Below are 18,808 nucleotides of genomic sequence, written 5' to 3'. Positions count from 1 at the left end.
ACGCTCTCCAACATTCATTTTTAAACGCTGTCACGGCCTGCTATAACCGCCGCGTGCAGGCTTTTTTGTATCTGAAGGTGGTCAATCTTTGAGTTGAGGTCACAATATGGACAGCAAAAATAAATAACCCAATAAAATCAATGTAAAAAAGATAAAAAAAGGGAGGCTTTCGCCCCCCCTTTGCACTCCCCAAACCTGAATCAATGGTTACGAATATACTCGTCCATATCTGTTTTCAGGTTATCTGATTTAGTCCCGAAGATAGCCTGAACACCAGAACCTGCGACCACAACACCCGCAGCACCCAGTTTCTTCAGACCAGCTTGGTCAACCTTGGATACATCCGCCACGCTGACACGCAGACGGGTAATACATGCATCCAGGTTAGTGATGTTCTCTTTACCACCAAACGCATTTACCAGTGCCGCTGACATTTCTGTGCCGCCCTGTACAGTTTGCTCAGTCGTTGTCTCTTCACGACCCGGTGTTTTCAGATCCAGTTTGGCAATCAGCACACGGAAGATGGTGTAGTACACCAGACCGTAGCAAATACCTACCAGAGGGAACAGCCAGATACGGCTACTGTTGCCACTTAGAACGATGAAGTCAATCAGACCATGGGAGAAGCTGGTACCATCACGCATCCCAAGCAGGATACAGATTGGGAACGCCAGACCGGCCAGAATTGCATGGATAACATACAAAATTGGCGCCACGAACATGAAGGAGAATTCAATTGGCTCGGTGATACCAGTCAGGAATGAGGTCAGCGCTGCGGAGATCATGATCCCGCCCACTTTAGCGCGGTTTTCCGGCTTGGCTGAATGCCAAATCGCAATCGCGGCGGCTGGCAGACCGTACATTTTGAACAGGAAGCCACCAGACAGTTTACCGGCAGTTGGGTCACCCGCCATGTAACGTGGAATGTCACCGTGGAATACCTGACCTGCTGCGTTGGTGTATTCACCAATTTGCATTTGGAATGGTACGTTCCAGATATGGTGCAGACCGAATGGCACTAACGCACGTTCAACAACGCCGTAGATACCAAAGGCAACAACTGAGTTCTGATAAGCCGCCCACTGGGAGAAAGTCTGGATCGCAGTACCGATAGGTGGCCATACGAAGGACAGGATCACACCAACGAAGATAGCGGTGAAACCAGAAATAATCGGAACAAAGCGTTTGCCCGCAAAGAAACCGAGATATTCAGGTAACTGAATACGGTAGAAGCGGTTGAACATGTAGGCGGCTATAGCACCTGCAATAATCCCGCCCAATACCCCGGTATCGGCTAAATGTTTGGCCGCAATTTCTTCTGCTGGCAGATGCAAGACCAGAGGCGCTACCACAGCCATGGTTTTCACCATGATGCCGTAAGCAACAACTGCCGCCAACGCGGATACACCGTCGTTATTGGTAAAGCCGAGTGCAACGCCAATAGCAAAGATTAATGCCATGTTAGCAAAGACGGAACCGCCCGCTTCTGCCATTACGTGAGAGACTACTGTTGGTAGCCAGCTAAAATTCGCGGAACCGACACCCAGCAGAATACCTGCGATGGGTAAGACGGATACCGGTAGCATTAGCGATTTACCTACCTTTTGCAGGTTTGCAAATGCGTTCTTAAACATAGTTGAGTGTGCTCCTGAGTAATAGTGCTTTTCTGCTGTTTCTCGCGTTTATTGGCGTTACAAAGGGGGGAGTAAGCCTTTGCGAATAAGGATGTCTAAAGCACCCTTTTAATTTTTACGAAGAGTAAAATAAATAGCCTGCTTAATGTTTGATGGCAGTCACGTTTCTTTCAAGAAGGCGCTTAATTTGCATCAAATCGCGCATATTTTGTAAAAAAACGTCAATAATACCTGCCCTCACCCAATAAATCGGGTGAGAACATTACTCGTTTCGCTGATTAATTACGAGCTTAAAAAAAAGTATTATTAAGGATGCTAGCGATTTTCACTGGCGAACTGGGAAGGGTCCAGATGAAATAACCGGCAAAAATTATCAGTCGTCGCCTGCGCCAGTGAAGCAAGACTCACGCCTTTCAGCACCGCCATATACTCTGCAACATCACGGACATAGGCCGGTTGGTTCTCTTTACCACGATGAGGAACTGGGGCCAGATAAGGTGAATCGGTCTCTACTAATATCCGATCCAGCGGAACATAACGGGCCACATCGCGCAGTTGTTCGGCATTACGGAAGGTGAGGATCCCTGAGAATGAAATGTAAAAACCAAGGTCTAACAGCGTTGCTGCCGTGGCTTTGTCTTCTGTAAAGCAATGTAAAACACCGCCACACTCCTGCGCCTGCTCTTCGCGCAAAATCGCGAGCGTATCTTCACGCGCATCGCGGGTATGCACAATCACCGGTTTGTTTAATTCGCGACCAATGCGAATATGTTCGCGGAAAGAGGCTTGTTGCAGCGGGATATTATCTTGTTGATAAAAATAATCCAACCCGGTCTCGCCCATCGCCACCACATTATCTGCCGCAGCGAGGCTTCTGAGTTGCTGGAAATCATAGCCACCGTCGAGATTCAGCGGATGAACACCACATGAAAATGCCACATTGGGGCGTTCGCCAATAAGCGAGGTCATAGCAGAAAAGCCAGGTAACGTGGTGGCTACCGCCAGGACAAAACCGACATCCCGCGCATTTGCTTTGGCTAACACATCATCGACGCTGCTGTGTAGCGTCTGGTAGTCAAGGCTATCAAGATGGCAGTGTGAATCAACTAACAACATAATATTAAACTCTTCCATACTCTTCGCATTTGAAGCCGCAGGGCGCGCTATATTCGTTACTCGCCTCATCCTTAGGCCAGCCGCTGCAACACCAATTACGTTGAATATTCAATCAAGGTGAGGTGGAATAGGTGCCCGTGGACAGTGCGGTTTCCCAGTTAAGTAGCAACTCAGTGAGTAACAATTCACGGTTAACACCGACGACAGATAATAATTGATGGCGGCATTTTGCCAGTTGTTTTGTTGACTGAAGCAACATTGGTGTACTGGCCATTTGCGCCAACTGTTGTACCAACGACAATTGATCCTGATTGACCGCAAACTCACCAGCACCTTGTTGCCATTTCAAGGCATCGAGCAGCAGTGAAGAGAGCCATTGGAGGCGCTCAGCCGCATCATCATGGTTCAACTGCACTAACAGTGACAGTAGATCCGAACTGTTCAGTGCACCGCTAAGGGCGCTACACAGCGCAGTCCGTAGCGTCCACCGATCCGGTTGCAACAACCGCTCGGCTGCCAAGGGTGCGCCCTCACTCAATTTAAGCGCAGCCAGCGCCATCACCGGTTCTGCCTGAACTTGCCGTTGCAACCATTGCAAACTGAGTGCGGTATCCGGGCAGGCCAAATACCAGTAAAAACAGCGGCTACGTAGCGTAGCTAACAAACTGGCGGGTTGATGGCAGTCCAGCAGGAAATAGGTTTTCTCCGGTGGCTCTTCCAAGGTTTTCAACAAGGCATTCGCCGCCGCATCGGTCAGCAGTTCGGCGTGTGGCAACCACACCACCTTAGCCCCGCCTTGTTGTGCATGGGAATAGAGCTTATCGATCTGCTGACGCACCAGCTCAACCCCAATACTACTTTTGCCTTTTTCCGGTGCCAGTACATACCAGTCCGGGTGGTTACCCGCCAGCATTAAACGGCAGCTATGGCATTCACCACAGCTTTTCTCACCTTGCCGCTGTTGGCACATTAGCCAGCGGCTGAGGCCATAAATTAACGCCTCTTCACCATTACCGGGCAAGGCGTGGAGTAATAACGCGTGGTGCCCGCGCCCGGCAGTATGCTGCCCTATCAACTGCCGATAAGGTGCCGTAAGCCACGGATACCATTTCATTATGCGGTTTCCCGGCTGGCCAGCCATTGAGTCAGTACCCGACTGATTGATGTGCTCACTTGCTCAAGAGGTTGGGAGGCATCAATGGTTTTTATACTGGTATCAGCGGCGGCCAGTTCGAGATAGCGCGCACGCGTGCGTTCAAAAAAGGCCAGCGACTCTTGTTCAATACGATCCAACTCGCCACGGGCACGAGCGCGTGCTAATCCGACCACAGGCGGCAGATCAAGATACAGCGTCAGATCAGGGCGGAATTCACCCAATACGGTATCACGCAATGACGTCATCAATTGGCTATCAATGCCGCGCCCGCCTCCCTGATACGCCTGAGATGAGAGATCATGGCGATCACCCACCACCCAACTGCCTCGCGCCAACGCCGGTTTAATGACGTTCTCAACCAATTGCACTCGCGCGGCATACAGCATCAGCACTTCGGCCTTATCGGTCAGGACTTCACCATCAATACCTTGTTTAATCAAATCACGCAGCTTTTCTGCCAACGGCGTCCCACCCGGCTCCCGGGTGAAAACAATATCGTTAATCCCTTGGGCACGCAGCGTGGCAACCACGGTGTCTCTGGCGGTGGTTTTCCCTGCCCCTTCCAGCCCTTCAATAACGATAAATTTACTGTTCATTTTTATCCTTGAGCGATTGACGATAGACCCGCACCGCTTGGTTATGACTGGCTAAATTGGTGGTAAATGTATGCCCGCCCTTGCCATCTGCCACAAAGTAGAGATAGGCGGTTTTGGCCGGGTGCGCGGCAGCCGTCAGTGATGCTAACCCCGGCATGGCAATTGGGGTGGGCGGCAAACCAGAAATCACATAGGTATTATAAGGTGTTGGCGTATCTAAGTCTTTACGACTAATGTTGCCATTGTACTTGTCACCCATACCATAAATTACCGTAGGATCAGTTTGCAGGCGCATACCAATCCGTAGGCGGTTAATAAACACCGATGCGACTTTAGTGCGTTCTTCATTTACAGCGGTTTCTTTTTCGATGATAGATGCCATGGTGACCAACTCACCCGGTGTCTTATAGGGTAAAGACTCATCCCGCCCTTGCCAAATCTCATCAACCGTTTTTTCCATCTTTACATGGGCACGTTTGAGTAAGGCCAAGTCAGTGGTTCCGGCGGTATAGGAATAGGTATCAGGATAGAGCCATCCCTCAGGGTGCTCAATGTCTTTTAGCCCCAGTAACCCTGCAATCTCAGTATCACTTTTGCCTGCTAATACCTGTTTTACATACTTTGACTGCTGCAATTCATCCAGCCAGTCTCGTAGCCGTTTGCCCTCAATAAAGCGCACAGTAAATTGTGCTTCTTTACCACTGGCGAGTAATTCCAGCATGCCACGTACCGTCATACCGGGAGTAAAACGGTAAGTCCCCGCCTTAAACTTGGCCAATTCAGGCTCTATACGCAACAGCCAGGGGAACAAACGGGTGTTTTTAATCACATGGTCACGTTGCAGTAAATTCTCCAATGCCACCCGCCCCGTACCGGTGGGGAGTTTAAAGATGGTTTCTTGCTGGATAGCCAACGGTTGGTTCGCAAAGTGTTGTATTTTCTGATAACCCAGCAGCACTAATCCCAAACAGATAGCGGCAAAAAGGATTACAACTCGGGTGCTTTTTATTTTCATCGGGCGGCCATCTTCAAATTAAAGGTAGTCATCAACGCTATACATTAAAACCAACATGATGATGCTGAGACCATCACTTATACATCGCAACAGTGCTGATTCAGAAAATCAAACAACTGACGCGAGTTATAAAGCCATTTATCGGCACGGTTCACTGGCAGTAGCGGCATCAGCGCATTGCATACGACAATTTCATCCGCATCAGCCAGTACATCCAGTGGCTGGGCCACAATCGCCACCTGCTGCCCATGCGCGGCCAGACAAGCGATAATCATCTGGCGCGTGATGCCATCAACACCTGACAGGCTTAAGTCGGGGGTAAATATCACTTCACCTTTACGCCAGAATAAATTAGCCGCACAGCATTCCACCAGCAGGCCCGCAGTGTCAAGCACCAGTGCCTCATCAGCCTCTGTCTGCTCAAGATGCGCACGAATCAGCACTTGCTCAAGACGATTCAGATGCTTAACACCGGCCAGCAATGGGCTACGTGCCAACGTCACCGGGCTTAATGCCAATGAAATGCCCTGTTCACGCCAACTATGATAATGCGTGGGATAATCACTAAGCGAAATAAGCCGCGTTGGATGCTGGCAAGTAGTACCGCTGTAGCCTCGCCCACCACTACCCCGGCTAATAATCACTTTCAACACCCCATCTTCGGTATGGTTTGCCGCCTCAACCATTTCCTTAGTCAATGCGTTCCAGTTGACTGTTGGCATCAACAGGCGCTCAGTTGCCTGCTGTAGGCGCTGTAGGTGCTTATCAAGCCACACCACCCGACCATGAGATACCCTCGCAGTTGTAAAGCAGCCATCACCAAACTGCACTGCGCGATCTGAAGCTGAAATCAAATTTTGCTCTATACCATTAATCCAGAACATTCAGACTCTCTTTAAATAGGAGGGGTATTGTTTGCCATGCATTCAGTTGCTGAATATACCTTGCCAGTAAATATATGCTGTAGATAAATAAAAATTGTACGTGCCGACAGTAGCAGATTTAGGCAATAGCTGTTTTCGGATTTATCTCTTACTGAGACAGTGATTATGGCGGGATATTATATTTTTTGTACTTGAAGCGGCGGAGTGCGCTGCAACGCCAGTGGCATTGTGCTGTTATATGCGTGGGGTTAACCTAATAAAAGACCCGGAAGACCGGGCCTTTTAAGCGGCAGAAGTTTAACAGCCAAGGTTATACCTTGCGGAAAACCAAAGAGCCGTTAGTGCCACCGAAGCCGAAGGAGTTACACAAGGTATACTCAATGTCTTTTACCTGACGGGCTTCATGCGGAACAAAATCCAAATCACAACCTTCATCCGGGTTATCCAGATTTATGGTTGGCGGAATAGCTTGATCACGCAACGCCAGCACAGTGAAGATAGACTCAACCGCACCGGCTGCACCTAACAAGTGCCCAGTCATGGATTTGGTGGAACTGACCATCACTTTATGGGCATCTTCACCAAATACAGACTTCACTGCCTGCGTTTCAGCTTTATCGCCCGCAGGAGTCGATGTGCCGTGGGCATTGATATAACCAATTTGAGAGGTGCTCACACCCGCATCACGTAATGCATTCACCATTGCCAGCGCTGCTCCTGAACCGTCTTCCGGTGGAGAGGTCATGTGATAGGCATCGCTGCTCATCCCAAACCCAACAACTTCAGCATAGATTTTTGCACCACGTTTTTTCGCGTGTTCGTACTCTTCCAGCACCATCATACCTGCGCCATCACCCAGGACGAAACCATCACGGTCTTTATCCCACGGGCGGCTTGCGGCTTGCGGATTATCGTTACGAGTAGACAATGCACGAGCGGCACCGAAACCACCGACACCCAGTGGAGTACTGGCTTTTTCAGCGCCACCTGCCAGCATGACATCCGCATCATTGTAAGCAATGATCCGTGCCGCTTGACCGATATTATGCACACCAGAAGTACAGGCCGTCGCGATAGAGATGCTTGGCCCACGCATACCACACATGATGGTCAGATGGCCGGCAATCATGTTAACAATGGTTGATGGCACGAAGAATGGGCTAATTTTACGTGGCCCACCATTCACCAGTGCGGTGTGGTTCTCTTCAATCAGACCCAACCCACCAATACCAGAACCAATAGCGGCACCGATACGAGGAGCATTGGCTTCGGTTATTTCAAGCCCTGAGTCTTGCATGGCTTGCATGCCAGCAACAATGCCGTACTGTATGAATGCATCCATTTTGCGTGCATCTTTACGCGAAATGAACTCTTCACAATTAAAATCTTTTACTAAGCCAGCAAATTTCGTTGCGTAGGCATTAGTATCAAAATGGTCGATCAGGCTGATGCCACTCTGCCCGGCAAGAACAGCGTTCCATGTGGATTCTACTGTATTACCGACAGGAGACAACATGCCCAGTCCAGTCACAACAACTCGACGCTTAGACACGGTTGTCCTCCAAGGAGGGAAAATAACACTTAGGACAAAAAAAACTTAGGCGGTCGAGTGACCGCCTAACTATCTAAACTTAAAGCATGTTCGCTTACTGCTGGTTAGCGTTGATAAAATCAATAGCTGCCTGAACAGTAGTGATTTTTTCTGCTTCTTCGTCTGGAATCTCAGTATCAAATTCTTCTTCCAGAGCCATTACCAGCTCAACGGTGTCCAGAGAATCCGCGCCAAGATCTTCAACGAAAGAAGCACTGTTCTTCACTTCGTCTTCTTTAACACCCAGTTGTTCAACGATGATTTTCTTAACGCGTTCTTCGATAGTGCTCATACTCTTAAATTTCCTATCAAAACTCGCTTTCGCGATGGTTTTCGTAGTGTATAAAATGTTGAAAAAGATGCAACTAAATCTCGGCTGGTCAAACCACGATTTTACGCTATTTTGCGGTTTTCACCTCAAATAATGCAAATACTTTCGTGATTTTTAAATCATATACATGCCGCCATTGACATGTAACGTTTCACCAGAGATGTAGCTGGCCTCGTCAGAGGCTAAAAATGCAACAGCGCTGGCGATTTCTTTAGCTTGCCCAAGCCGGTTAGCTGGTACTTGGGCTAAAATGCCTGCGCGTTGTTCATCTGTCAACGCCGTCGTCATGTCCGTCTCAATAAAGCCAGGTGCCACAACGTTGACAGTAATGCCACGTGAAGCAACCTCACGCGCCAAAGACTTGCTAAAACCAATCAGACCCGCTTTAGCTGCCGCGTAGTTAACCTGCCCCGCATTGCCCATTGTCCCAACCACAGACCCGATGGTAATGATACGCCCAAACCGCTTTTTCATCATAGCGCGCATTACCGCTTTTGACAGGCGGAATACAGAAGTTAGATCGGTGTCAATAATATCTTGCCACTCTTCATCCTTCATACGCATCAGCAGGTTATCACGCGTAATACCTGCATTATTCACTAAAATATCAACTTCGCCAAATTCCGCACGAATCGCTGTCAAAACAGCATCGATTGACGCGGGTTCCACGACGTTCAACATATAGCCTTTGCCATTTTCACCCAAATAGGCGCTAATGGCGTCTGCGCCCTTCTCACTGGTCGCGGTACCAATAACACAGGCACCACGTTCGACCAATAATTCTGCAATCGCACGGCCAATACCACGGCTCGCGCCGGTTACCAGCGCAACTTTTCCTTCGAAGCTCATGTTACCCTCTTTCTTAGTTTTCAAGCGCGCTGGTCAGCGTAGCAACATCGTTTACCGGTGCTGCAGTTAAAGTATCCACGATACGCTTGGTCAAGCCAGTCAAGACTTTACCTGGCCCAACTTCTAACAGCAGCTCAATACCTTCTGCTGCCATAAATTCAACACTCTCAGTCCAACGTACTGGGTTATAGAGCTGGCGCACCAGCGCACTGCGGATAGCGTCTGGTGACACTTCCGTTTTCACATCTACGTTGTTGACAACCGGGAACAGTGGCGCCTGGAATTCAATGTTTTCCAGCGCTTCGGCTAACTTATCCGCAGCAGGTTTCATTAGCGCACAATGAGATGGCACACTGACCGGTAAAGGTAAGGCACGCTTGGCACCGGCCGCTTTACAAGCAACCCCGGCACGTTCTACCGCCTCTTTGTTACCGGCAATCACTACCTGACCTGGTGAGTTAAAATTGACGGGCGAAACAACCTGGCCTTGTGCTGATTCTTCACAGGCTTTGGCAATGGATTCATTATCCAGACCTATGATGGCATACATTGCACCAGTGCCTGCTGGCACCGCTTCCTGCATCAGTTTGCCGCGCAACTCAACCAGAGTAATCGCCTGTTTGAAATCAATTACACCCGCGCAAACCAGTGCTGAATATTCACCTAAGCTATGGCCTGCCATCATTGTCGGCAGTTTGCCACCTTGATGTTGCCAGACGCGCCAAATTGCAACCGATGCCGCCAACAACGCCGGTTGTGTCTGCCACGTTTTATTCAATTCTTCGACCGGGCCTTGCTGCACTAGCTGCCAGAGGGAATAACCCAGTACCGACGACGCTTCACTGAAAGTCGCTTCAACTATCGGAAATTGTGCGGCCAAATCGGCCAGCATGCCAAGGGATTGCGAACCCTGGCCTGGAAATACCATTGCAAATTTCGACATTTTCTTTCCTGTTGAATCAAAAAAGTCCTGTTAAACCAAAAAAGGTACTGTTAAATCAAAAACGAACCAGCGCAGAGCCCCAGGTAAAGCCACCGCCAAACGCTTCCAGCAGCACTAGCTGCCCACGTTGAATACGCCCATCGCGCACCGCTTCATCCAGCGCCGCAGGAACAGATGCCGCAGAGGTGTTGCCATGACGATCAAGCGTGATCACCACTTTATCCATCCCCATGCCTAACTTCTTCGCCGTTGCAGTAATAATACGCAGGTTAGCCTGATGCGGCACTAACCAATCCAGCGCACTGCGCTCCAGATTATTGGCCTGCAATGTTTCGTCCACAATGTGGGCAAGCTCAGTCACCGCAACTTTAAATACTTCATTACCGGCCATAGTGACATAGGCTGGTTGCTCTTGCTGTTGGCGATCTTGGTACGGCAGTGCCAGCAACTGACCATAGCTGCCGTCGGCATGCAAATGGGTAGACAGAATGCCTGGTTCTTCAGATGCGCCCAATACTACGGCACCTGCACCATCACCAAATAAAATAATGGTGCCACGATCTTCTGGGTCTAGTGCGCGCGATAACATATCGGAGCCAATCACGATGGCATGCTTAACCGCACCACTTTTCACATATTGGTCAGCTACACTCAGCGCGTAGGTAAAGCCCGCACAGGCCGCAGCCAGATCGAAAGAGGCTGCATCTTTAATGCCCAGCATTTGTTGCACCTGACAGGCCGAGCTTGGGAAAGCATGGCTTGACGAAGTGGTAGCAACCACAATCAGCCCAATCTGGTCCTTACTAACGCCAGCCATCTCCAGCGCTTTTTCAGCCGCATGGAAACCCATGGTCGCGACTGTTTCATCCAGGCCGGCAATACGCCGCTCACGAATACCGGTACGGGTGACAATCCACTCGTCCGACGTATCCACCATTTTTTCTAAATCAGCATTACTGCGCACTTGTACGGGCAGATAACTCCCCGTACCGAGAATCTTAGTATACATGTACGATCAGTCACTCTTGGGTAATACCGCTTCAAGGCGCGCGGCAATCCGTTGAGGGACTTGCCGCTGCACCGCCTGCACAGCCTGTTCGATTGCGACAGCGAATGCGCGTTGATTCGCAGCGCCATGGCTCTTGATTACGATGCCCCGTAATCCTAACAGACATGCACCATTATACTGGTCGGGGTTCAAATGACCGAACCGTTTTGCCACACGTTTTTGCAGCCAGCGCCCGATGAGTTTAAGCCACCAGGACTGTTTACTGCCTTCGCCCGATGATTTGAGCAGTGACAAGAACATTCTTATCACACCTTCCATGGTCTTTAGAGTGACGTTACCCACGAAGCCGTCACAAACCATCACATCGGTCTTACCCGTAAGCAAATCATTGCCTTCCAGATAACCAATATAGTTGATCGCCGGTGTATTTTTTAATACTGCGGCGGCTTCGCGGATATTATCTAACCCTTTGGTTTCTTCTTCGCCAATATTGAGCAAAGCAACACGCGGGTTGGTAATACCAACAACTTCTTCTGCCATCACCGATCCCATGACAGCAAACTGCACCAACATTCTACTATCACATTCAACGTTAGCCCCTAGATCCAGCACTACTGTCTTGCTGCGTTGCTGGTTAGGGATGACAGTCATTAACGCCGGGCGCTCTATTCCATCCAGAGGCTTAATCATCATCTTCGCCAGCCCCATCAGTGCCCCGGTATTCCCGGCACTCACACAGGCCGCTGCGTCACCGTTCTTGACCAACTCCAGCGCTATACGCATCGAGGTACCACGACTGGCACGGATAGCTTGTGAGGGTTTAGCATCGCTGGCAATAACATGCTCAGCGGGGATGACCTGTAACCTCTCCAGCAACAAAGGATCGGCATTAACAAGTAACGGAGTGATGGTGTCGGGATTCCCGACCAGCAGAAGTTTAAGCTGTGGATTAGAGGCCAGCGCCTGCAATGAAGCAGGCACTGTGACGTGGGGACCGAAATCCCCACCCATTGCATCTAACGCTAGGGTTAGACAAGTCAAGGTATCGCCTTGCTAAAGATTAGCAAGTACTACTCAGCCGATAACCTTGCGGCCACGGTAGAAACCGTCGGCTGTGATGTGGTGACGCAGGTGAGTTTCACCGGAAGTTTTGTCCACAGACAGCGTGGCAGTGGTCAGCGCATCGTGTGAACGGCGCATGCCACGTTTGGAACGAGTTGGTTTGTTCTGTTGTACGGCCATTGACCTTACTCCTTAATTACTTTCTTTAAACTGGCTAATACGGCAAATGGATTAGGTTTCTCCACCTCTTCAGGCAGTTTACCAAATACCATGTCCGCCTCGGACACTTCACAGTGTTCAGAATCATGTACCGGAACGACAGGCAGTGAAAGAATAATTTCGTCTTCAATCATAGCCAGCAGATCAACTTCGCCAAATTCGTCGACTTCGATCGGCTCGTACGCTTCCGGTAATGCTTCAGCCTGCTCATCATTGACGACCGGGCTAAAACAATACGTTGTATGAACATGTTGTGCAAACGTGTTATTACAGCGCTGACACATCAATGTTACATCGACGTCCGCATGACCTGTAATAACCGCCAGGCGCTGATTATCGATATTAAACGATAATGAGGCCACGACATCGCTGTCCACACTTACCACTGAATCGGCTATACGAGTAACCTGCTCAGGTGAATAGATACCTGCGTAATCTAAACGTTTCTGAGCGGTACGAACCGCATCAATGGTCAGGGGTAATTTTACCTTTTGCATAGGGCGCGCATATTAACTTTGTAACGACATAGAGTCAAAGAAAAAGGCCTTTTTACCGCACCTTTCACCAATATTCGCTTATGTTGCGGCGGACAGTTTAAAATGCCTGATTAAATTACGCTACGGTTTATGGAAAATATTATGCTGCAACTGGTTCTTGCTTCAACCTCATCATATCGCCAAACTTTGCTGGAAAAGCTGCAATTACCCTTTGTTACTGCGGCACCACAGACCGATGAAAGCCCGCTGGCAGGCGAAACAGCCAGTGCGCTGGTACAGCGCTTAGCCAGTGCAAAAGCCCTGACATTGGCGGGGCGTTTTCCACAACATCTGATAATCGGCTCTGATCAGGTCTGTGTGATTGACGATTTAATCGTCGGGAAACCCCATAATTATGCAAATGCAATGAAGCAATTGCAGCAAGCCAGTGGGCAATGTGTCACTTTTTATACCGGTCTGGCCCTATTAAATACAGCAACCAACAGCCTTAGTTGCCTGTGCGAAACTTATGATGTCTATTTCCGGGCGCTCAGCGAGGCAGAAATAGACGGTTATTTGACGCGAGAGCAACCGTGGAATTGCGCCGGAAGTTTTAAAAGTGAGGGGTTGGGTATTACCCTATTTGATCGATTATCAGGGCGAGACCCCAATACACTCATCGGTCTGCCCTTAATCGCCCTCACCCAAATGCTGATTGAGCAAGGGGTAAATCCATTACTGTATGCTGAATAAAAAAAACAGGGTGCAGTTTCATACCTGCACCCTGCTATTTCGATGAGTTAATGCTGAAATTTACTTTTCTGCCGCTTTCTTGCGTAACATCAGCAGGCAGTGGCGTAACTGATTGTCCAGTGGCGCTTCAATACGCATGGTTTCACCGCTATTGGGGTGCTCAAAACGTAATGCTGCCGCATGTAAAAATAATCGATGCAACCCCGTGCCTTGCAATTGTTGATCAAATTCACGGTCGCCGTAGCGATCATCAAAAGCAATCGGGTGGCCCGCATGGAGCGCATGCACGCGGATCTGGTGGGTCCGGCCAGTAATCGGGCTGGCTTTGACCAGGGTTGCGTGCTCAAAACGCTCTTCAACTTTAAACCGCGTTTCTGAAGGTTTGCCCTCACTGCTGACTTTCACCACCCGCTCGCCACTTTGCAGAATATTTTTCAATAAAGGTGCCTGAACCGCTTTACAGTGAGATTGCCATTGGCCTCGCACCAATGCCAAATAGTCTTTCTGCATCCCTTTTAACCGCAGTTGCTCATGTAAAGAACGCAGCGCAGAGCGTTTTTTCGCCACCAACAAAACACCGGAGGTATCGCGGTCAAGGCGATGAACCAATTCAAGGAAACGGGCTTCGGGGCGTAACGCGCGCAATGCTTCAATAACACCAAAACTCAAACCACTGCCACCATGAACCGCCGTACCGGAAGGTTTGTTCAGTACTAACAAATAGTCATCTTCAAATAAAATACAGTCGGCCAACGCCGCAACTTTATCCAGTTTGGCAGAAATCTGAACCTCTTCTCGCTCAGCGACACGCACAGGCGGAACACGAACCACATCACCGTCAGCCAGTTTATATTCTGGCTTAATGCGCCCTTTATTAACGCGAACCTCACCTTTGCGCACGATGCGGTAGATCATACTCTTTGGCACACCTTTCAATTTAGTGAGCAAAAAGTTATCGATCCGCTGACCAGCTTCGTCGGCAGAAATGGTGATTAATTGTACTGCTGGATTATTCGTTTTCATGGTGCGCGATTCTAAATACACCGAGGAATTAGCGCCACCCCTTTTTCTGTGCTTAACTGTCATTCTGACTATTTAAAGATAACGTTTGCGCGCATTTATTGTTTAATAAGACAACGATAGCCGCCAACACTGTGAAAACAGTAAAAGAATCTTTACGTAGACAGGTAAAGTCATCTTGCTATATCAGTGTCAGCAATGGAATAATGTCACTAATTCTGCGTTGATTCTCGTTAGACCAAGAGACTTGTGGAATAATATACTTTGCCTGATCACACAAAAACGCAGCAATGGCGTAAGACGTAATGTGAAATCAAGCAATTAGCGGGCTGCGGGTTGCAGCTTGGCCGGCAAGTGGGTCTGCTCTGTTGTCTTATATTCAGAAGCGGCCCTTTATATAAAAGCGCTGTTTTTCAGAAAGAAACACAGGCTTACCGAAATAATGCGCCCCTATGCAGGCGACAACCGTGAGGTTGACGGCTTTGCTAGAAGACTCGGGGTCATCGGTTTACCCGGCCATAGAGGTTATTTTGCCCGCAGTTCTAACGCCAATGTAAAAATAACGAGTAAGTTAAAGATGAAAAGAATGTTGATTAACGCAACTCAGCAAGAAGAGTTGCGTGTTGCCCTTGTAGATGGACAGCGGCTGTATGATTTGGATATTGAAAGCCCAGGTCATGAACAGAAAAAAGCGAATATTTACAAAGGCAAAATCACCCGAATCGAACCCAGTCTGGAAGCCGCTTTTGTTGATTACGGTGCTGAACGACATGGTTTCCTCCCATTAAAAGAAATTTCTCGCGAATATTTCCCTAGTAATTATTCCTCTCATGGCCGCCCAAACATCAAAGATGTACTGCGCGAAGGCCAAGAAGTTATTGTTCAGGTTGATAAAGAAGAACGTGGTAATAAAGGTGCCGCACTAACCACTTTCATCAGCCTGGCTGGCAGTTATTTGGTTCTGATGCCGAACAACCCACGTGCCGGCGGTATTTCTCGCCGCATTGAGGGTGATGACCGCACCGAACTGAAAGAAGCCCTATCCTCCCTGCAATTGCCTGATGGCATGGGTCTGATTGTCCGTACTGCCGGTGTTGGCAAATCTGCTGATGCACTGCAATGGGATTTGTCATTCCGCCTGAAGCATTGGGATGCGATTAAAAAAGCCGCTGAAGGTCGCCCTGCGCCGTTCTTGATCCATCAGGAAAGTAACGTGATTGTCCGCGCTTTCCGTGATTACCTGCGCCCGGACATCGGCGAGATCCTGATCGATAACCCTAAAGTTCTCGAACTGGCAAAAGAGCATATCGCTGCTCTGGGTCGCCCGGATTTCAGTAGCAAAATCAAGTTGTATAGTGGTGAAATCCCCCTATTCAGCCACTACCAAATTGAGTCTCAGATTGAGTCAGCGTTCCAGCGTGAAGTGCGTCTACCTTCCGGCGGTTCTATCGTTATTGATACCACCGAAGCCCTGACGGCAATTGATATCAACTCCGCGCGTGCAACACGTGGTGGCGATATCGAAGAAACCGCATTCAACACCAACCTTGAAGCTGCTGATGAGATTGCCCGCCAGTTACGTTTACGTGACCTCGGTGGCCTGATTGTTATCGATTTCATCGATATGACGCCAGTGCGCCACCAGCGTGAAGTTGAAAACCGCCTGCGTGATGCCGTTCGCCAAGACCGCGCCCGCATCCAGATTGGCCGTATCTCTCGCTTTGGCTTGCTGGAAATGTCCCGTCAGCGTCTTAGCCCGTCACTGGGTGAGTCAAGCCACCACGTGTGCCCACGCTGTAGCGGTACCGGTACCGTTCGTGACAACGAATCATTGTCACTTTCTATTCTGCGTCTGATTGAAGAAGAAGCGCTGAAAGAAAATACCCATGAAGTTCATGCAATTGTTCCGGTACAGATTGCGTCGTATCTGCTCAACGAAAAACGTGAGTCCGTCAACGCCATTGAAAAACGTCAAGGTGGTGTGCGCGCGGTGATCGTGCCAAACGATCAGATGCAAACACCACACTATTCTGTTCTTCGGGTACGTAAAGGCGAAGAGGTTCCTTCTCTTAGCTACCTGTTGCCACAACTGCATGAAGCAGAGATGGCACAACCGTTGGAAGAAGCAACGATTGAGCGTAAACGTCCAGAACAGCCAGCGTTGGCAACGTTCTCTCTGCCAACCGAAGTGCCACCAGAAGCCGCACCTGCTAACGTCAATGCTAAACCAAGCGTTGCGCCACAAGTAACGGCATCTGCTGCTGCATCAGAACAACCCGGCTTCTTTAGCCGTTTGTTCAGTGGCCTAAAAGGTATATTCGGCACATCGGAAGAAGAAGTTAAACCGGTAGAGGTTGAGAAAACCGAAACCAACGAAAACCGCCGTAATGATCGTCGCAATCCTCGCCGCCAGAATAATGGCCGTAAAGAGAGAGGTGATCGCACGCCGCGTGAAGGCCGTGATAACAGCGCGCGTGACAACAATGGTGGTCGTGACAGCAATAGTCGTGACAATGCGAACCGCGAAGGTCGTGAAGATCAGCGTCGCAACAAGCGCCCTGCGCCACAAACTGCTGCGCCGCAAGCGCAAACTGACGTTGTCGAAGCTGATAAAGCACCACGCGACGAGCAGCAACCACAGCGTCGGGGTGATCGCCAACGCCGTCGTCAGGATGATAAACGTCAGGTAGCGCAGGAAGTCAAAGCCGAAGTAGAAGTGGCAGCAGTCAGTGTGGTCGAAGAAGTGCAACCTGAGCAAGAAGAACGTCAACAGGTTATGCAGCGTCGTCAACGCCGTCAATTGAATCAGAAAGTCCGTATTCAATCTGCAAATAATGAGCTGAATGTGCTGGAAAATGCAGTGCAGGAAAGTCCGGTTAGTACCCCGGTGGCAAACATTGCAGCGCCAGTTGTGCAGGAAGAAGTGAAATTACTGCCACAAGCCACAGCTCAAAGCGATGATGAAGGGTCTCACGATCGCAATGCCAATAATGAAAATGGCATGCCACGTCGTTCGCGCCGCTCACCTCGCCATCTGCGCGTCAGTGGTCAGCGTCGCCGTCGTTATCGTGATGAGCGTTACCCGACACAATCTGCTATGCCGCTGGCTGGTGCTTTTGCCTCACCAGAAATGGCTTCAGGCAAAGTGTGGGTTCGTTACCCAGTTGCTCAGACAGTTGAACCTGCTTTTGTAGCAAACCCGGTTGAACAACCATTGCCAGTAGAAGTTGCAGCGGTAGAGACTCCGGTTAATATCCCAGCCGTGATTGTAGCAGCCCCAGTTGTTGCCGCAGCGCCTGTTGCTATCGTGACCGAAACAGTCGCTCCAGCCCCTGCGTCGCAGCATAAACCAGGTGGTTCTTCATCTTCAGCCGCCGCTGTACCAGGCCGTGCTCCTGTTGTCGCGCCAGTAGTTGTAGAACCGGCTGCCGTTGAGCCAACCGCCGTAGAACCTGCGAGTGAAGTGGCGCAAGTTGAAGCAGCATCTGAAGTTGAAGAAACTGCAATTGTAGACGCTGGAGTTGCGGAAACTATCGCTGAACCTGTTGTTCAGGAAGCGATAATTGAGGAAGCAATTGCTGAAGACACTGTGGTGGAAGAAACCATTGCTGCTGAAACTGCTATTGTTGAAGCACCGACGGAAGAAGCTGTTGTTGCTGAAACCGTGGTGGCAGACGCTGTAGCTGAAGCACCGGTAGTAACTGAAGCCATTGTTGAAACATCAGCAGTTGAAGAGCCGCTGATTGAAGAAGCCGTTGTTGAAGAAACCTTAGTTGAAGAAACCGCAGTTGAAGAAACTGTTGTTGAAACCCGTGTAAGTGACGCGGTTATTGTTACGGCGCCAGTTGTTGTGCCACAACAGCCGGTTGTCGCTCATCCTGAAGGTGTGGTATTCAAACACTATGCTTCAGCACCAATGACGAAAGCACCGGCACCGGATTACGCGCCAGAGTCACCAACTAAAGGCCAATGGGAACGCCCAGCCTTTGATTTTGCAGGTAAAGGTTCTGCTGGTGGCCACGCGGCTGCAACGCAGGCAACGGCACCGGCAACAAAACCGCAATCCGTCGAATAAATGTAATTTTATTCAGACCAAACATTGCAAAGACAAAACCCGCCATCAGGCGGGTTTTTTTTATATTGGTGATATTGTT

17 protein-coding genes are annotated in these 18,808 nt (G+C 49.5%); 2 read left to right on the top strand and 15 right to left on the bottom strand.

The annotated features are described in order from the left end of the window. Positions 1–200: 200 nt before the first annotated feature. The 14 genes from ptsG to yceD form a co-directional block, all read right to left on the bottom strand. Positions 201–1,634 carry a PTS glucose transporter subunit IIBC gene (ptsG, locus tag A6J67_RS12680; RefSeq protein ID WP_032905860.1) on the bottom strand — a complete coding sequence of 478 codons (1,434 nt, stop codon included), beginning with the start codon at positions 1,632–1,634 and terminating at the stop codon, positions 201–203. 315 nt (positions 1,635–1,949) lie between these two features. Further along, the gene (locus A6J67_RS12675; protein WP_032905901.1) at positions 1,950–2,750 is read right to left on the bottom strand and encodes a metal-dependent hydrolase; all 801 of its coding nucleotides are present in this window, start codon (positions 2,748–2,750) and stop codon (positions 1,950–1,952) included. Positions 2,751–2,862: 112 nt separating this feature from the next. Further along, positions 2,863–3,864 carry a DNA polymerase III subunit delta' gene (gene holB, locus A6J67_RS12670; protein WP_050297364.1) on the bottom strand — a complete coding sequence of 334 codons (1,002 nt, stop codon included), beginning with the start codon at positions 3,862–3,864 and terminating at the stop codon, positions 2,863–2,865. After that, the gene (tmk, locus tag A6J67_RS12665) at positions 3,864–4,502 is read right to left on the bottom strand and encodes a dTMP kinase (RefSeq protein ID WP_032905861.1); all 639 of its coding nucleotides are present in this window, start codon (positions 4,500–4,502) and stop codon (positions 3,864–3,866) included. The genes holB and tmk overlap by 1 nt, the downstream gene beginning before the upstream one ends. Beyond that, complete coding sequence (gene mltG / locus A6J67_RS12660; RefSeq protein WP_005183192.1) at positions 4,492–5,517, bottom strand: endolytic transglycosylase MltG; 1,026 nt, start codon at positions 5,515–5,517, stop codon at positions 4,492–4,494. Before mltG ends, tmk begins: the two co-directional genes overlap by 11 nt. 77 nt (positions 5,518–5,594) lie before the next feature. Continuing rightward, positions 5,595–6,401 carry an aminodeoxychorismate lyase gene (pabC, locus tag A6J67_RS12655; protein ID WP_050297363.1) on the bottom strand — a complete coding sequence of 269 codons (807 nt, stop codon included), beginning with the start codon at positions 6,399–6,401 and terminating at the stop codon, positions 5,595–5,597. Between the two features lie 310 nt (positions 6,402–6,711). Then, the gene (gene fabF / locus A6J67_RS12650; protein WP_032905863.1) at positions 6,712–7,953 is read right to left on the bottom strand and encodes a beta-ketoacyl-ACP synthase II; all 1,242 of its coding nucleotides are present in this window, start codon (positions 7,951–7,953) and stop codon (positions 6,712–6,714) included. A 94-nt stretch (positions 7,954–8,047) separates the two neighbouring features. After that, positions 8,048–8,284, bottom strand: coding sequence for an acyl carrier protein (gene acpP, locus A6J67_RS12645; RefSeq protein ID WP_002220787.1), 237 nt, complete (start codon positions 8,282–8,284; stop codon positions 8,048–8,050). A 153-nt stretch (positions 8,285–8,437) separates the two neighbouring features. Then, a complete protein-coding gene (fabG, locus tag A6J67_RS12640) occupies positions 8,438–9,172 on the bottom strand; it encodes a 3-oxoacyl-ACP reductase FabG (protein WP_005183219.1) in 735 nt (244 codons plus the stop codon). A 13-nt stretch (positions 9,173–9,185) separates the two neighbouring features. Beyond that, positions 9,186–10,115 carry an ACP S-malonyltransferase gene (gene fabD, locus A6J67_RS12635; RefSeq protein WP_032905865.1) on the bottom strand — a complete coding sequence of 310 codons (930 nt, stop codon included), beginning with the start codon at positions 10,113–10,115 and terminating at the stop codon, positions 9,186–9,188. Positions 10,116–10,170: 55 nt separating this feature from the next. Then, entirely contained in the window at positions 10,171–11,124 is a 954-nt protein-coding gene (locus tag A6J67_RS12630) for a beta-ketoacyl-ACP synthase III (protein WP_042568166.1), read from the bottom strand. Positions 11,125–11,130: 6 nt separating this feature from the next. Further along, positions 11,131–12,165, bottom strand: a complete 1,035-nt coding sequence (gene plsX, locus A6J67_RS12625; protein ID WP_071843428.1) for a phosphate acyltransferase PlsX — start codon at positions 12,163–12,165, stop codon at positions 11,131–11,133. Between the two features lie 33 nt (positions 12,166–12,198). Beyond that, positions 12,199–12,366, bottom strand: a complete 168-nt coding sequence (gene rpmF / locus A6J67_RS12620; RefSeq protein ID WP_002210931.1) for a 50S ribosomal protein L32 — start codon at positions 12,364–12,366, stop codon at positions 12,199–12,201. Positions 12,367–12,371: 5 nt separating this feature from the next. Continuing rightward, positions 12,372–12,902: a 23S rRNA accumulation protein YceD gene (gene yceD / locus A6J67_RS12615; RefSeq protein WP_050297362.1), complete on the bottom strand. Its 531-nt coding sequence runs from the start codon at positions 12,900–12,902 to the stop codon at positions 12,372–12,374. A 141-nt stretch (positions 12,903–13,043) separates the two neighbouring features. On the opposite strand from yceD, the gene A6J67_RS12610 reads away from it, so the two are divergent. Beyond that, entirely contained in the window at positions 13,044–13,634 is a 591-nt protein-coding gene (locus tag A6J67_RS12610; protein WP_050297361.1) for a Maf family protein, read from the top strand. A gap of 60 nt (positions 13,635–13,694) precedes the next feature. On the opposite strand, the gene rluC is transcribed toward A6J67_RS12610, so the two are convergent. Beyond that, entirely contained in the window at positions 13,695–14,657 is a 963-nt protein-coding gene (gene rluC, locus A6J67_RS12605) for a 23S rRNA pseudouridine(955/2504/2580) synthase RluC (protein WP_042569979.1), read from the bottom strand. Between the two features lie 574 nt (positions 14,658–15,231). Here rluC and rne point away from each other — a divergent pair. After that, positions 15,232–18,729, top strand: a complete 3,498-nt coding sequence (rne, locus tag A6J67_RS12600) for a ribonuclease E (RefSeq protein WP_080608485.1) — start codon at positions 15,232–15,234, stop codon at positions 18,727–18,729. Positions 18,730–18,808: the final 79 nt, after the last annotated feature.

The sequence above is a fragment of the Yersinia sp. FDAARGOS_228 genome (assembly GCF_002073315.2).
Lineage (GTDB): Bacteria > Pseudomonadota > Gammaproteobacteria > Enterobacterales > Enterobacteriaceae > Yersinia > Yersinia intermedia.
Note: the sequence above shows the minus strand (reverse complement) of the source record. Positions and strands in the feature narration are given on the sequence as shown.

Bases quoted from the DNA above. Each gene is read 5' to 3' on its own strand.
- A6J67_RS12630 (WP_042568166.1), bottom strand. From the start codon at position 11,124: ATGTATACTAAGATTCTCGGTACGGGGAGTTATCTGCCCGTACAAGTG.
- fabD (WP_032905865.1), bottom strand. From the start codon at position 10,115: ATGTCGAAATTTGCAATGGTATTTCCAGGCCAGGGTTCGCAATCCCTT.
- pabC (WP_050297363.1), bottom strand. From the start codon at position 6,401: ATGTTCTGGATTAATGGTATAGAGCAAAATTTGATTTCAGCTTCAGAT.
- ptsG (WP_032905860.1), bottom strand. From the start codon at position 1,634: ATGTTTAAGAACGCATTTGCAAACCTGCAAAAGGTAGGTAAATCGCTA.
- fabG (WP_005183219.1), bottom strand. From the start codon at position 9,172: ATGAGCTTCGAAGGAAAAGTTGCGCTGGTAACCGGCGCGAGCCGTGGT.
- rpmF (WP_002210931.1), bottom strand. From the start codon at position 12,366: ATGGCCGTACAACAGAACAAACCAACTCGTTCCAAACGTGGCATGCGC.
- A6J67_RS12675 (WP_032905901.1), bottom strand. From the start codon at position 2,750: ATGTTGTTAGTTGATTCACACTGCCATCTTGATAGCCTTGACTACCAG.
- rluC (WP_042569979.1), bottom strand. From the start codon at position 14,657: ATGAAAACGAATAATCCAGCAGTACAATTAATCACCATTTCTGCCGAC.
- mltG (WP_005183192.1), bottom strand. From the start codon at position 5,517: ATGAAAATAAAAAGCACCCGAGTTGTAATCCTTTTTGCCGCTATCTGT.
- holB (WP_050297364.1), bottom strand. From the start codon at position 3,864: ATGAAATGGTATCCGTGGCTTACGGCACCTTATCGGCAGTTGATAGGG.
- A6J67_RS12610 (WP_050297361.1), top strand. From the start codon at position 13,044: ATGCTGCAACTGGTTCTTGCTTCAACCTCATCATATCGCCAAACTTTG.
- yceD (WP_050297362.1), bottom strand. From the start codon at position 12,902: ATGCAAAAGGTAAAATTACCCCTGACCATTGATGCGGTTCGTACCGCT.
- acpP (WP_002220787.1), bottom strand. From the start codon at position 8,284: ATGAGCACTATCGAAGAACGCGTTAAGAAAATCATCGTTGAACAACTG.
- rne (WP_080608485.1), top strand. From the start codon at position 15,232: ATGAAAAGAATGTTGATTAACGCAACTCAGCAAGAAGAGTTGCGTGTT.
- tmk (WP_032905861.1), bottom strand. From the start codon at position 4,502: ATGAACAGTAAATTTATCGTTATTGAAGGGCTGGAAGGGGCAGGGAAA.